Origin of the sequence: Curvibacter microcysteis (assembly GCF_028649455.1) — a bacterium.
Lineage (GTDB): Bacteria > Pseudomonadota > Gammaproteobacteria > Burkholderiales > Burkholderiaceae_C > Curvibacter > Curvibacter microcysteis.
This window is the reverse complement of the sequence record NZ_JAQSIO010000003.1, coordinates 231,987-246,318: the sequence shown is the minus strand read 5'-3', so window position 1 is coordinate 246,318 and position 14,332 is coordinate 231,987. Positions and strand designations below refer to the sequence as shown.

Below are 14,332 nucleotides of genomic sequence, written 5' to 3'. Positions count from 1 at the left end.
CGTTCCCGATTGTGCCCAATCAGACCGGTTCAATGGCCAATTCCGGGCCACCGTCTCCGGGTTCTCCAGGCTGAGCGTGGGCCAGAGCCAACGCGGCCAACTGCTGGCGCAGGACGGGCAAACCTTCGCCACTGCGCGCACTCAAAAACACCCGTGTAACCTGCCGTCCTTCGAGCTCGAAGGTGTCCAGAAGGTTCAACGGCTTTTGCTCGGCCTCAATGGCGTCGAGTTTGTTGAAGACCAGCAGCTGCGGCACATCGGCCGCGCCGATTTCGCCCAGAACGCGCAGCACTTCCTGCAGCTGCTCTGGGTAGTCAGGGTTGGCGGCGTCCACCACATGCAGCAGCAGATCGGCGTCCGCCGCTTCTTGCAGTGTGGCCTGGAATGCGTCGATCAACCCGTGAGGCAAATCGCGAATGAACCCCACCGTGTCGGACAAGGACACCGAACGCCCAGCCTCACCCAGATAGAGCTGACGGGTGGTGGTGTCCAGCGTGGCAAACAACTGGTCAGCGGCATAGGCGCGGGCCTTGACCAAGGCATTGAAGAGCGTGGATTTGCCGGCGTTGGTGTAGCCCACCAAGGAGATGTTGAAGGTGTCGCGGCGCTCGCGTTGACGGCGCTGGGTGTTGCGCTGACGCTTGACCTTTTCCAACCGTTCTTTGGTGCGCTTGATGGACTCACCAATCATGCGGCGGTCCAGCTCGATCTGGGTTTCACCCGGACCGCCGCGGGTGCCAATGCCACCGCGTTGACGCTCCAAGTGGGACCAGCGCCGCACCAGGCGGGTGCTGATGTACTGCAGCCGAGCCAGCTCCACCTGCAGCTTGCCTTCGAAGCTGCGTGCGCGCTGGGCAAAGATTTCGAGAATCAGCAAAGTTCGGTCGTTGACCGGGAGGCCGAGGTGGCGCTCCAGATTGCGCTGCTGCGCAGGGCTCAAGGACTGGTCAAACAGGACCTCGACCGCACCGTGCTGCTCGGCCATGAAGCGGATTTCGTCGGCTTTGCCGCTGCCCACAAAAAGGGCAGCATCGGGAGCACGGCGTTTGCAGGTGATGCGAGCCACCGGGACCAGGCCTGCGGTTTGGGCCAGCAAGCCCAACTCTTCGAGGTCGGCATCGAAATGGGGACCACCCAGGTCCACCCCCACGAGGATGACGGGGGTGGGCGCCGGAGAATTCTTGTCAGTCAAATGTACGAAGCCTGTAAAAAAGCCGGCCGCCCCCCTCTCGGGGGACGGCCGGCTTCCGTATCACTGAGCGGCTGCGGTATCTGCAGCTTCGGCAGTGGAGAAGTTCACAGCACGCCCCGGCACAATGGTCGAGATTGCATGCTTGTAAACCATCTGAGTCACGGTATTGCGAAGCAACACCACGTACTGATCGAACGACTCGATCTGGCCTTGAAGCTTGATACCGTTGACGAGGTAAATCGACACCGGCACATGCTCACGGCGCAGTGCGTTCAGGAATGGGTCTTGAAGAAGCTGCCCTTTATTGCTCACGATATTCTCCGTGTTCAAAATGTTGTTGGAAAGTGCCACCTTACCACAGGCCTTGACCCGCACAAGACACAAGGCTTTATTTAACAGTCCACAGGTACACCAAAGCTGGCGTACCTGGGATCAGTCTGGCATCAGTCGCTGTCTTTGTCAGCGTAGGGGTTGGCCGAGGTCTTCAACTCAATGCGCAAAGGCGTGCCCACGAGGTTGAATTCCTTGCGGAAACGACCTTCCAGGAAGCGCTTGTAAGCCTCCGTGACGTGCTCCAACGAATTGCCGTGGATCACGATCACTGGCGGGTTCATGCCACCTTGGTGGGCGTAACGCAGCTTAGGGCGGTACATGCCGGTCTTCTTGGGCGTCTGGAACTGCACCGCCTCCAACAGCAGGCGCGTGAGCACCGGCGTGGGCATTTTGCAAGTCGCCGACTTGTGGGCTTGCGCGATGGCAGACCACAAAGGACCCAGCCCCTGACGCTTGCGCGCCGAGATGTAGTGCAGCGAGGCAAACTTCAGGAACGACAGGCGCGTTTCAATCGAACGCTCCACCAGTTGACGCTGGTATTCATCGACCGCATCCCACTTGTTGATGGCGATCACCACGGCACGGCCGCTCTCCAAGATGTAGCCTGCAATGTGCGCGTCCTGGTCGGTCACGCCTTGGGTTGCATCCAGCAAGAGCAAGACCACGTTCGCCGACTCAATCGCCTGCAAGGTCTTGACGACAGAGAATTTCTCGATCGCCTCAAACACCTTGCCCTTGCGGCGCAGGCCCGCCGTGTCGACCAATTCATAGCGCTGGCCTTGGCGCTCGAAAGGCACCGAGATGGCGTCCCGCGTGGTGCCCGGCATGTCGAAAGCCACCAGGCGTTCCTCGCCCAACCAGGTGTTGATCAGAGTGGACTTGCCCACATTGGGTCGACCTGCCACCGCCAGCTTGATGACGCCCGCATCCGCTTCTTCAGCATCTTCTTCGGGGTCGGGCAAGTGAAGCGGCTCGAGGGCCAGTTCGACCAAACCGCGAATGCCTTGGCCGTGTGCCGCTGACACCGGGTAAACCTCGCCCAGGCCAAGCTCATAGAACTCGGAGAGCTGCATGCCCTCCTTCATGCCTTCGGCCTTGTTGGCCACCAGCACGCAGGGCTTGCCCAGGCGACGCAGGTAGTTGGCGATGTCGTGGTCTTGGGCCGACAAACCGGCACGCGCATCGACCACAAACACCACCACATCCGCCTCGGCCACAGCCTGCTGCGTCTGCTTGGCCATTTCTTTGTAGATGCCGCTGGCGGCATCGGGCTCGAAGCCGCCGGTGTCAATCACGATGTACTCGTGCTTGCCTTGACGGCCGTTGCCGTAGTGGCGGTCGCGGGTCAGACCGGCAAAATCCGCGACGATGGCGTCGCGGGTCTTGGTCAGACGGTTAAATAAAGTTGACTTGCCGACATTGGGGCGCCCGACAAGCGCAATCACTGGTTTCATGAAGCATCACCGCCGCATCATTCCGGACGGAATGCAAACACGCCACCCTTGCGGGTGACCACTATCAAAACCCCATCCGCCAGCACCGGTGCCACCACAATGGGCGAGCCGTCGGTGCTCAAACGGTTGAGAAGACTGCCATCCTCACGGGACAGCAAATGCACGAAGCCAGCATCGTCGCCAATGGCGATCGAGCGACCCAGCAACAAAGGAGCGGTCAAGCGACGGTACTGCAGACGGTCGCTGGACCAAAGACGTTCACCGTCGGCACGGCGCCAGGCGACCAAACGGCCATCGCCTTCCGTGCTGAACACCGTCGCGGCATCGCCATGGACACCAACATAACCATTGGAGGGCTTGCTCCAACTGACCGTGCCGCGGTTGGTTTGCACGCAACCAATGGCGGCCTGGAAGGCGCGCGCGCACACCGAATCATCGACACGGCTCACCCGGCCCACCAGGTCAACCAAGCGCTCCACATCGTTGGTACCCCGCGGGGTGGCCAAGGGCGCTTCCCAACGGATGCTGCCGTTGGAGGGATTGAGGCCGGTCAGACGCGACGACAGCCCCACCACCAGGGTGTCGCGCACCGCCATCAGCACGCCGGGTTGCTGCAGCACCAGGGCTTCGCCCGGGCGCTGTTGGCTCCAGAGTTTGCGACCCGTCTGGCCATCAAAGGCCTGCACCGAACGGTCAGCCGCCAACACAAACACGCGGCCACCGGCCACCAGCGGTGCTGTGAACACCTGGGCTGACAACTTTTGGCGCCACAGCTCACGGCCTGCGGCAAGCACCACGAGCTCGTTCTCGGTCGTCACGACCGCCGCCTGCTGCCCATCACCACCGACACCAGCGGACAACTCGCCCTTGGCATCAGCACGCCAGAGCTCACGCCCAGACGACACATCCAGCGCCGACACCTGACCGCGCGAAGAGGCCACCGTGACCACCGATCCCGTGACCTGGGCTTCCGCAGAGAAGTCCAGCGCACCGATCTGCGCCGACCACGCGGGCTTGACGCCCACCAGGGCCACCACGGGCTGCAACTCGGCTGGCTTGGGGCGCCCCGAGCTGGAACTGCAAGCCGTCAAAAAAACCAGGGAGGCGGCCAGCACCGCCGTCAGGGCTGGGCGGGTGACGAACTGGCGGGAAGAAAGCATCACTTCTTGTCCTCGTTTTGGGTGGCAGCGCCGTCCTTGACATCAACGCCCAAGGCATTGAGCTTGGCCTCGACCAGGCGACGGTATTCAGTGCGCAGATCCAGCGATTTATAGGCCTTGCGGTACTCAACCACGGCTTCGTCGGCCTTGCCTTGCAAGGCCAGAACATCGCCTTTGCGATCGGCCGCCAGGGCTTCAAACTCACGCGGGACGCTGGTCGACAGCGTCTTCAGGGCGTCGTCATAGGCCTTGGCCTCGATTTGCAGAGACACCAGACGCAGACGCGCCACGGCCTTGATGCCGTCATCGCTGCCTTCGTTGATGACCCAGGTCAGAGCCGCAGTGGCCGCGTCGTTGTTGCCCTTTTCAGACAACAACTGGGCGGCCAGCAAACTGCCTTGGGCCGCGTAGGTGGTGCGACCATACTTGGCGCGCAGGTCTTCTTGCACGCGTGCGATCTTTTGCACGTCCTGCGCAATCGCGGCGCGTTCCAGTTCGTCATACAGCGCCGAGGCTTGAGCCGCCTGGGTGCGTTGCCAGTACTGGTAACCATTCCAAGCGGCCACACCCGCCAAGATGACGATCAACACCCAGGTGATGGCATTGCCATAACGGGTCCAGAAGTGCTTGAGCTGGTCGAGCTGTTCTTGTTCTTCGAGGTCGAGATGAGAGGCCATGGGATTCTGGAGTTAATGTTGGGATTGTAGGGTGATCGCCCACTGCGCCAGGGTGGCCAGCGGTTGGGCTTGCTGGGCCCCGCCCGCACCATCGCGCAGCGCTTTCACGGTCACTTCGCCTCGGGCCAGCTCATCACCACCGAAGATCAGGGCGTAACGGGCGCCACTGCCATCGGCCTTCTTGAACTGCGACTTCATGCTGCCCCAAGACTCGGCCGAGCCTGCGTGCATTTGCACCGACACGCCCAAAGCGCGCAACTGGGTCAGGGTGCTGAGCACCTGCGGCAGCGCAGCGGCATCGGGCACGATGGCGTACACATCCGGCGCCGGGGCCTGGGTCGGCGCCTGCTCTCGCAGCAACTCCAGCACGCGCTCCACCCCCAAAGCCCAGCCCACCGCTGGTGCGGCCTTGCCGCCGATTTGTTCGATCAGGTAGTCATAACGACCCCCGCCGCAAATCGTGCCCTGCGAACCCAGACTTTCAGTGATGAACTCAAACACCGTGAGGTTGTAGTAGTCCATGCCGCGCACCAAGCGCGGGTTGATGGTGTAGGCCACGCCGCAAGCGTCCAAAATGCCCTTGACCGTGTTGAAGTGCGCCAGCGAGGCCTCACCCAAGAAATCGATCAAACGCGGTGCGGCTTCCACGACCTCGCGCATGGCGGGGTTCTTGGTGTCCAGGATGCGCAGCGGGTTGCTGTAGAGGCGGCGCTTGGCGTCCTCATCCAGGGCGTCCTGGTGCTGCTCGAGGTAAGTGATCAGGGCGGCGCGGTGGGCGCGACGTTCGTCAGGCTGACCCAGGCTGTTGAGTTCCAGGCGCACATCCTTCAAGCCCAGTTCTTGCCAAAGCGCATTCGCCAACAAAATCAGTTCGGCATCCACTTCCGCACCCGGAAAACCCAATGCTTCGGCTCCGATTTGGTGGAATTGGCGGTAACGACCGCGCTGTGGGCGCTCGTGGCGAAACATCGGGCCCATGTAGTACAGGCGCTTGCCACCGTCGTAGAGCATGGAGTGCTCGGCAACGGCCCGCACCACACCGGCGGTGTTTTCGGGGCGCAGCGTCAGGGCCTCGCCATTGAGCTTATCTTCAAAGGAGTACATCTCCTTTTCGACGATGTCGGTGACCTCGCCCAGACCGCGCACGAACAGGGGCGTGGGCTCGACGATGGGGGTGCGGATGTTGCGGTAGGCGTGACGCGCCATCAATTGGCGCACCTTGTCTTCCAGCCACTCCCAGCGCGCCGATTCTGGCGGCAGGATGTCGTTCATGCCTTTGACGGCAGAGAGCTTTTCAAATCGGGGCGCAGACGCCGCAGCCGCAGCGGCTGCCAGGGGTTTCTCGGACATAGCTTTCTCAGACAGACTTGGTGGCAGACGCCGCAGCGGCCGCACCAAAGCGCTTTTCAATGTAGTTTTCGACGATCTGGTGGAATTCGGCAGCGATGTTCTCGCCGCGCAAGGTCAGGGCTTTTTCACCGTCAATGAAGACCGGTGCAGCAGGTGCCTCGCCGTTGCCCGGCAAGCTGATGCCAATGTCGGCGTGCTTGCTTTCGCCCGGGCCGTTGACGATGCAGCCCATGACAGCCACCTTGAGGTTTTCCACCCCCGGGTACTGCGAACGCCACACCGGCATCTGGGCACGCAGAAAGTCATCGATCTGCTTGGCCAACTCCTGGAAGGTGGTACTGGTGGTGCGACCACAGCCCGGGCAGGCCGTGACGCTGGGCACGAACACCCGCAAACCCAGGGCTTGCAGAATTTCGGAAGCGATCACCACCTCTTGGGTGCGGGCTTCACCGGGCTGGGGTGTCAACGACACGCGAATGGTGTCGCCAATGCCCTCTTGCAGCAGGATGGACAAGGCGGTGGCCGAAGCCACCGTGCCCTTGGTGCCCATGCCGGCCTCGGTCAGGCCCAGGTGCAAGGCATAGTCGCTGCGGCGTGCCAGCTCGCGGTAGACCGCAATCAGGTCCTGCACGCCACTGACCTTGCAGGACAGAATGATCTGATTGCCAGCCAAGCCCATTTCTTCAGCGCGCTGCGCCGAAGTGATGGCCGAGGTGATCAGCGCTTCGTACATGACCTGGCGCGCGCTCCAGGGCTGGGCGCGCTGGCTGTTCGTGTCCATCAGGCTGGCTAACAGCTCTTGGTCCAGACTGCCCCAGTTCACGCCAATGCGCACCGGCTTGTTCCAGCGAATGGCCGCATCAATCATCTGACCGAACTGGCGGTCGTGCTTGTCGCCCTTGCCCACATTGCCTGGGTTGATTCGGTACTTGGACAAAGCCTCGGCACAAGCTGGGTGCTCAGTCAGCAAACGGTGGCCGTTGTAATGAAAGTCGCCGATCAATGGCACGGCAATGCCCATGCGGTCGAGCTGCTCGCGGATGTGCGGCACAGCCGCTGCGGCCTCGGGCGTGTTGACCGTGATGCGCACCATCTCGGAGCCCGCGAGAGCCAATTCCTTGACCTGGATGGCCGTGCCGATCACGTCCACCGTGTCGGTGTTGGTCATGGACTGCACGCGCACGGGCGCATCCCCCCCCACGGTGACGTGGTGACTGCCCCAGGACGTCACCGCCTGGCGCGAACGACGGGGACGCGGCTGGGAGGTCGCAATCGGTTCCAGGCCCCACACCGGGGCGGCACGCTCACTCATTTTCACTTCACCTCGAACCGGGCCACGTTTTCACGGGCCACAGATTGCAAATCAAACGGCTGACCGCGCACTTGTAACTGCGTCACATCGACCTTACCGACCACCACGGCAAAAGGCGCCTGGCCCGTGGCCGTGGCGGTCTCCCCTGCGCTCAGGGTCTTTTGCAGAGTCACGGTGCCACGGGCATCGGTGACTTTGATCCAGGAGGTTCCGGAGGCACTGAAACTGAGCACCGACGCCGCGGCCGGTGCGGCCGCCTCTGCGGGGGCTGGCGCCGCCGCAGGCGCCGCCACTGGAACCGGCTTGGCTTCAAGCACCGGGGCAGCAGGCGCAGGGGGTGAGGCCGGCAGCGGCGGTGCGGAGGCCGGGGGGGAGCTGGCCTGGGAACTGACGATGTCCGAACGGGTGCCTGGCGCAGCCACAGCGGCCGGCTCGGGACTGGCAGACGCTTGAGCCGGCGTGGTGGCGGGTTCAGGGGATGCCAGCTCGGCTGGCGTCGACAGCACCGGCGCAGGCGCCGCGTCCGAAAGTGCCGAAATCTCACTGGCCCGCGGCCATAAGTAAATGGCCAAGGCCCCCACGCACAAAAGCGGCACCGCCAGCAAGGTGGGGTTGAACCACTGCTCGGGCACCAGACGCAGGCGACGCTCATGGGGCGCCCTGAACGGCGTGTTGATGCCCGCATCGTTCGGGTTCAGGCGAGGCTGCTGGGTTTGCGGCAAGAGCGCCAGAATCGGCGTTGCATCCACACGCAAACTGCGGCACACGCTGGAAGCCAGGGCGCGCACAAACACGGCATCAGGCAACTGGTCAAAGCGGTCGGCTTCCAGCGCCTCCAGCTTGCTGACCGGGACTTTCAAGGCCACGGCCAAAGCGGCCACATGCATGCCTGCTGCTTCGCGGGCTTGTTTCAAAAGCTGGCCCGCCGAAGCCTGTGGGACGGGGGGAGTGCCCGCCCCGAGTTCCAACTCACTCATCAAACGCTCCCCGCTCGTAGGACATCAGCTCCCGGGACTGCGGGAACCGCTTTTTCAACTGCTCTGCCAGCTGCTGCATGGCCACTCGATCACCCAGGCGTCGCTCCACACGAATGCCCAACCACAAGGATTCGGCATTTGCATACTCGCTGTTGTTGAGGCGGCGGATGTAGAACTGCGCCCGCGTCAGGTCCGCACGCTGGTACAACAACACCGACAGGTTGAAGCTGGTGATCGGGTTGGCCGCATCGAGCTCAAAAGCCTTGCTGAGGTTTCGCTCTGCTTCGGCCTTTTGCCCCGCACGGGCCTGACAGAGGCCTTGAGCCATGTAGGTTTTGGCCTTGTCGCCATAAAGCACATTGTTGAGCGCTTGATTGAACGCCTCGCTGGCCTCGCTGTAGCGCTTGCGCTGGCACAGCATCCAACCATAGTTGTGCAACACATTCGAGTCGCGCGGGCTCAGCGCCAGGGCGCGCTTGAAAGCTTCTTCGGCCTGGCGATCATCGTCCAAGCGCATGTAGATCAGGCCGCGCAGGTTGTACGCCTCGGCAAAGCTGGGGTCCGCCACCAGGACCTGGCGCACCTCGTCCAGTGCCACCACGGTCTTGCCTTGGTCAAAGTAGTTCGATGCGAGCTCCAGGCGAATCCGGGCTCGCCGACGGGCCTCACCCTCTTCGACCTGGGCGTTGGCTGCGTCGCTGACGTCCTGTGCGCTGGGCACCGCCGGGTTGCTGCCACAAGCGGACAAGCCGAAACCTGCCCCGGCCAAGCACAGCGCAGACAGTCCGCTGCAAACGGTGCGACGAAGCCATTGCCAGTCCATGGCAGTCTCCATCAAGCCTCCTTGTTGTTGGCAGTCAAATCGGTCACGGGCTTGAGCACGATGGTGCGCTGCTGAGCGATGCGCTCATTCACCCGCGTTCGGTCGCGCACATCACCCGCCAATTGGCCACAGGCAGCGTCGATGTCGTCGCCCCGGGTTTTGCGCACCGTGGTGACGATACCAGCATCAAGAAGGATTTTGGCAAAGGCCTGCACCTGGGGCGCTGGCGAACGCAGCAAACCAGATGCGGGGAAAGGATTGAAGGGGATGAGGTTGAATTTGCACCACACCCCTTTGCCAGTGGCGTGCTGGCGCACCAGCTTCACCAGTTGCTGGGCATGTTCGGGCGTGTCGTTGACGCCGTCGAGCATGCAATATTCGAACGTGATGAAGTCGCGCGGTGCAAATTCCAGGTACTGATTGCAAGCGTCGAGCAACTCGGCAATCGGGTACTTCCGATTCAGCGGGACCAGGTTGTCACGCAGCGGGTCGTTGGGCGCGTGCAGCGACACGGCCAAGGCCACAGGACAGTCCTGCGACAGGCGCTGCATCATGGGCACCACACCCGAGGTCGAGACCGTGACACGGCGGCGCGACAGGCCGTAGCCATGGTCGTCCAGCATGGTCTTGAGGGCCGGCACCAAGGCGCTGTAGTTCTGCAAGGGCTCGCCCATGCCCATCATCACCACATTGGAGATCACACGATCCGGGGTGTTCAGGTGGCGGCGCAGAAAATGCTCGGCAAACCACAGCTGGGCGACGATTTCGCCCGTGCTCAAGTTGCGACTGAAGCCTTGATGCCCAGTCGAACAAAAACGACATCCCACGGCGCAGCCGGCCTGGGAGGAAATACAAAGCGTGCCTCGATCGTCTTCTGGGATGAAGACCGCTTCGACGGCATTGCCATCCCCGACATTGAACAGCCACTTGATGGTGCCATCTGCGGAATCATGGCGACTCAAGACCGACAGGCCCGCCACATGGGCATGGACCTTGAGCTTCTCGCGAAGCGATTTGGCCAGATCGGTCATCTGGTCAAAGTTAGACTCACCACGCTGGTGGATCCAACGGAAAAGCTGGGTGGCGCGGAACCGCTTCTCACCCAGCTGGTCGCAGAACGCAGCCAACCCGTCAAGGTCAAAATCAAGCAGATTGGCTGTCATTGCATGCGCGCGCCGAATTAACGGGCGTAAACGTTCAGGCCAGCGAAGAAGAAGGCGATTTCAACGGCGGCGGTTTCCGGAGCGTCCGAACCGTGCACGGCGTTGGCGTCGATGCTGTCAGCGAAGTCAGCACGGATGGTGCCAGCGTCAGCCTTCTTCGGGTCGGTAGCGCCCATCAGTTCACGGTTCTTCAGGATGGCGTTTTCGCCTTCCAGAACTTGGATCATGACGGGGCCGGAGATCATGAAGTCCACCAGGTCCTTGAAGAAAGGACGGGCAGCGTGCACAGCGTAGAACTGTTCGGCTTCAGCGCGCGACAGTTGGGCCAGGCGAGCAGCGGCGATCTTCAGACCGGCAGCTTCGAAGCGGGCCAGGATTTGACCGACGACGTTCTTGGCAACGGCGTCAGGCTTGATGATGGAGAGGGTACGTTCGATGGCCATGATGAATTCCTGAAACTGGTTTTTTGTAATTTTTGCCACTTGGCAAAACCTCGGATTCTAACCCGGTCCTGTGCAATTGCCTTGACACCGGGTCAAGCAAGGGCTTTAGCGGCTGCGACCACCGCCCCCACCGCCACCGCTGCGGCGGCCACCGCCGCCGGTGCCCCCGAAATTGCCACGCCCACCGGCGCCACGCGGGCCTCCACTGGACGGCTTGTTCTGGCGAGCACGCGAGAAGCTGTCCGCACCGATGTAGCCCACCGAAGTCTTCATCGGATCGGGCTGACCGCCGGCCGGTGCCGGACGCGGAGCGCGGTCCGGACGACGGCCCGCCGTCACCCCAGTGGTCAGCGGGTCGGGCTGACCTCCGCGCTTGAAGTCCGTGTTGCCCCGCGGGCCGGGACCCGCTGGGCGGCGGCGAGGGGCATTGTTGGGGCGCTTGCCACGCGCAGCGCCGGCCTCATTGGACGCGCGCGCCGGGGCGTCTTCACGCACACCGGCAGCCTGCACCAGGCCACGGATGTCACCCTCATCCAACTCGACCCAGGCACCGCGGCGCAGACCACGCGGCAGCACCATGGCGCCATAACGGATGCGGATCAGGCGGCTGACCGCGTGGCCCACGGCCTCCAGCATGCGGCGCACTTCGCGGTTGCGGCCTTCAGAGATGGTGACGCGGTACCAGCAATTGGAACCCTCGCCGCCACCGTCTTCGATGGAGCCGAACTGGGCCATGCCGTCGTCCAGCTGCACACCGGTCAACAAGCGCTCTTTTTCTTCCTTGCTCAAAGCCCCCAGCACGCGCACGGCGTACTCGCGCTCCAGGCCAAAGCGAGGGTGCATCAGCTGATTGGCCAACTCACCCGAGCTGGTCAACAACAACAAACCTTCGGTGTTCAAGTCCAGGCGGCCCACCGACTGCCACTTGCCCTGTTGCAGGCGGGGCAGGCGGCGGAACACCGTGGGGCGGTTCTGCGGGTCGTCGTGGGTCACGACTTCACCAACCGGCTTGTGGTAGGCAATCACGCGCGGCGGCGGCGGGTCGATGCGGTAGCGAATCGGCTTGCCGTTGACCTTCACCTGATCGCCATACTGCACGCGCTGACCGATGTGAGCGGGCTCGTTGTTGACCGAGATGCGCCCTTCCAGGATCAGCTGCTCCATCTCCAGACGCGAGCCCAGACCCGCCTGCGCCAGCACTTTGTGCAGCTTCGGGGTCTCGACTTGGGGTGCCAGCACGCGCTTGAGTGGTGCAGCTTCCGTCGGCTCGGACGCTTCTTCCGCATCGAATTGGCCAGACACCACGTCTTCAAAACGAATGGCGGGCGCCTCCGGGGCGGCGGCAGCGCGCGGGCTGCGTTCGCTGCGCGGGCCGCGTTCGGTGGGCGCAGCGTCAGCGCTCCCCAATGCGCGGGGCGGCTTGGCCGAGCGCTTGCGTGCCGGGGTGACAGCGTCGGCGGCAGCGGCGGTTTCGGGACTCACATCGGAATCCGATGGGGGCTTGACTGAATCATTCATGGGCGTGGCCTGTCCCGGGGACAGTGAAGAGATCGCCATCGAGTCCCGGGAGCTCGGAGGCGTTTGAATCGGTGCCAGCAACAGGGCTGGCGGCAGGCTGCTCGGCCGTCATGGCGATGGAGGCGGGGGCGGGTTCCGCCACGCCGTCACCCAAAGGCAACTCCGGCTCGTCCAGGCCTGGCCCGGACTGCAGCGATTGAAGAATGCGGGCCTGGTGCTCGGCATCGTCGAGCGCGGGCAATTGATCCAGCGAGGCCAGACCCAGGTCATCCAAAAATTGGCGGGTGGTGGCAAACAATGAGGGCCGCCCCACGGTTTCGCGATGGCCAATCACCTCCACCCAACCACGGTCCTCGAGCTGTTTGAGCACCAAGGAATTGACCGTGACGCCGCGGATGTCTTCGATGTCGCCCCGGGTCACCGGCTGGCGGTAGGCAATGATCGCCAGTGTTTCCAGCGCGGCACGGGTGTAGCGCGGCGGCTTTTCAGGGTTCAATCGGTCCAGGTAGGGCCGCATCTCGGGCCGACTCTGGAAGCGCCAACCACTGGACACACAAACCAACTCCACGCCGCGCTGCGACCACTCGGATTGCAGCTCGGTCAGCAGCGATTTGAGGGTGTCAGCACCCAGCACATCATCGAACAGCACCCGCAGCTCGCGCACCGACAAAGGCTGCGTCGCACAGATCAGAGCGGTTTCGAGGATACGCCGGGCATCCGTCGTGTTCATGGTCAAAAATTTCCGGGGTAGGCGCCCGGGAGGGCCGAAGGCCGTCACGGGGGCAAGGAGCAACAAGGCGGTCGAGAAGCCAACCGAGGGTCGGGGAGCAAGTCCCAGACCGGGGTCCGGGCGTCGAAGGCGGGGCGATGATCAGCCCTGGGGCGCGCTGGACGCAGTGCCCGGATTGTAACGCAGACCCCAATCGGCCAACGCAGCCTGCAAATCCGCCGGCAATGCGATTTCAAAAGCCAAGGGCTCCTGACTCGTCGGATGGGCAAAGGCCAGACGCCAGGCATGCAAGGCCTGACGCGCCATGCCCGCCGCCGGCGCCCCCCCATACAGCCCATCGGCCAACAAGGGATGCCCCAGGTGGGCCATGTGCACGCGAATCTGATGGGTACGGCCCGTGTGCAGCTTGCAACGCACCCAGCAACCCTGGTCCGTGGACTCCAGCAATTGGATGTCGGTGCGGGCGGTCTTGCCGGATTGATGGTCCAGGTCCACCACGGCCATGCGCAGGCGATTGCGCGGATCGCGGCCGATGGGGGCTTCCACCGTGACCGAGCGCGAACCGACCCAGGGTCGGTGCGCCAGGGCCAGGTATTGGCGGCTGACCTCGCGGGCAGCGATCAGCTGCACCAGCCGGTCCATGGTCAAGCGGGTTTTGGCCACCACCATCAGCCCACTGGTGTCACGGTCCAGGCGGTGCACGATGCCCGCACGGGGCAGCAAGGACGCCCCAGCGTGATGGGCCAGCAGGCCATTGAGCAAGGTGCCGCTCCAGTGCCCTGGCGCGGGGTGGACGACCAGGCCTGCGGGCTTGTTGACCACCAACAAGTCGGCGTCCTCGTACACCACGTCCAAGGCCATGGCCTCCGGTTTGAAGGCCTGGCTCTGCGGCGTCGGACGCAACTCCACCTGCAAACGATCGCCCACCTTGACCTTTTGCGAGGCCTTGCGCACGGGCTGGTCGTTGAGCAGGACCGCGCCCTCCTCGATCAACTGCTGCAAGTAGCTGCGTGAGAATTCATTGACCAGTTCGGTCAAGGCCTTGTCGAGCCGACTGCCGTGTCCAGCCAAAGGAACTTCACCCACGCGCAGCTCGCTGGCGCTGTCGTCGGTGCCCTCGTCAGCGGCCGCATCGGCCTCGTCTGACAGGGTGGGTTCATCCAGCAGCGCGTCAAGCGCGGGCAAGAGACGGGAATCCTG

Annotated in this window: 14 protein-coding genes; all 14 read right to left on the bottom strand. The window is 63.3% G+C overall.

From position 1 onward, the window contains the following. Nucleotides 1–19 precede the first annotated feature (19 nt). The 14 genes from hflX to PSQ39_RS09715 all read right to left on the bottom strand — a co-directional run bounded on the left by hflX (nucleotide 20) and on the right by PSQ39_RS09715 (nucleotide 14,317). On the bottom strand, nucleotides 20–1,192 hold the full coding sequence (gene hflX / locus PSQ39_RS09780; protein ID WP_273926580.1) for a GTPase HflX: 1,173 nt from the start codon (nucleotides 1,190–1,192) through the stop codon (nucleotides 20–22). 60 nt (nucleotides 1,193–1,252) lie between these two features. Continuing rightward, nucleotides 1,253–1,504: an RNA chaperone Hfq gene (gene hfq, locus PSQ39_RS09775; protein WP_273926936.1), complete on the bottom strand. Its 252-nt coding sequence runs from the start codon at nucleotides 1,502–1,504 to the stop codon at nucleotides 1,253–1,255. A 131-nt stretch (nucleotides 1,505–1,635) separates the two neighbouring features. Beyond that, complete coding sequence (gene der, locus PSQ39_RS09770; protein WP_273926579.1) at nucleotides 1,636–2,979, bottom strand: ribosome biogenesis GTPase Der; 1,344 nt, start codon at nucleotides 2,977–2,979, stop codon at nucleotides 1,636–1,638. A gap of 17 nt (nucleotides 2,980–2,996) precedes the next feature. Beyond that, nucleotides 2,997–4,139 carry an outer membrane protein assembly factor BamB gene (gene bamB / locus PSQ39_RS09765; RefSeq protein ID WP_273926578.1) on the bottom strand — a complete coding sequence of 381 codons (1,143 nt, stop codon included), beginning with the start codon at nucleotides 4,137–4,139 and terminating at the stop codon, nucleotides 2,997–2,999. Then, nucleotides 4,139–4,816, bottom strand: coding sequence for a YfgM family protein (locus PSQ39_RS09760; RefSeq protein WP_273926577.1), 678 nt, complete (start codon nucleotides 4,814–4,816; stop codon nucleotides 4,139–4,141). Before PSQ39_RS09760 ends, bamB begins: the two co-directional genes overlap by 1 nt. Before the next feature lie 12 nt (nucleotides 4,817–4,828). Next, the gene (gene hisS / locus PSQ39_RS09755; protein ID WP_273926576.1) at nucleotides 4,829–6,166 is read right to left on the bottom strand and encodes a histidine--tRNA ligase; all 1,338 of its coding nucleotides are present in this window, start codon (nucleotides 6,164–6,166) and stop codon (nucleotides 4,829–4,831) included. 7 nt (nucleotides 6,167–6,173) lie between these two features. Continuing rightward, nucleotides 6,174–7,478 (bottom strand): flavodoxin-dependent (E)-4-hydroxy-3-methylbut-2-enyl-diphosphate synthase, encoded by a 1,305-nt coding sequence (gene ispG, locus PSQ39_RS09750; RefSeq protein ID WP_273926575.1) that lies wholly within the window; start codon nucleotides 7,476–7,478, stop codon nucleotides 6,174–6,176. A 2-nt stretch (nucleotides 7,479–7,480) separates the two neighbouring features. Further along, nucleotides 7,481–8,455 (bottom strand): helix-turn-helix domain-containing protein, encoded by a 975-nt coding sequence (locus PSQ39_RS09745; RefSeq protein WP_273926574.1) that lies wholly within the window; start codon nucleotides 8,453–8,455, stop codon nucleotides 7,481–7,483. Then, on the bottom strand, nucleotides 8,448–9,290 hold the full coding sequence (gene pilW / locus PSQ39_RS09740; RefSeq protein WP_273926573.1) for a type IV pilus biogenesis/stability protein PilW: 843 nt from the start codon (nucleotides 9,288–9,290) through the stop codon (nucleotides 8,448–8,450). Before pilW ends, PSQ39_RS09745 begins: the two co-directional genes overlap by 8 nt. Next, nucleotides 9,290–10,441 carry a 23S rRNA (adenine(2503)-C(2))-methyltransferase RlmN gene (gene rlmN / locus PSQ39_RS09735; protein ID WP_273926572.1) on the bottom strand — a complete coding sequence of 384 codons (1,152 nt, stop codon included), beginning with the start codon at nucleotides 10,439–10,441 and terminating at the stop codon, nucleotides 9,290–9,292. Before rlmN ends, pilW begins: the two co-directional genes overlap by 1 nt. A 17-nt stretch (nucleotides 10,442–10,458) precedes the next feature. Next, nucleotides 10,459–10,884 carry a nucleoside-diphosphate kinase gene (ndk, locus tag PSQ39_RS09730; protein WP_273926571.1) on the bottom strand — a complete coding sequence of 142 codons (426 nt, stop codon included), beginning with the start codon at nucleotides 10,882–10,884 and terminating at the stop codon, nucleotides 10,459–10,461. A 105-nt stretch (nucleotides 10,885–10,989) separates the two neighbouring features. Beyond that, a complete protein-coding gene (locus tag PSQ39_RS09725) occupies nucleotides 10,990–12,441 on the bottom strand; it encodes a pseudouridine synthase (protein ID WP_409242015.1) in 1,452 nt (483 codons plus the stop codon). Further along, nucleotides 12,395–13,132, bottom strand: coding sequence for an SMC-Scp complex subunit ScpB (gene scpB / locus PSQ39_RS09720; protein WP_273926569.1), 738 nt, complete (start codon nucleotides 13,130–13,132; stop codon nucleotides 12,395–12,397). Before scpB ends, PSQ39_RS09725 begins: the two co-directional genes overlap by 47 nt. A 141-nt stretch (nucleotides 13,133–13,273) precedes the next feature. Then, on the bottom strand, nucleotides 13,274–14,317 hold the full coding sequence (locus tag PSQ39_RS09715; RefSeq protein WP_409242014.1) for an RluA family pseudouridine synthase: 1,044 nt from the start codon (nucleotides 14,315–14,317) through the stop codon (nucleotides 13,274–13,276). Nucleotides 14,318–14,332: the final 15 nt, after the last annotated feature.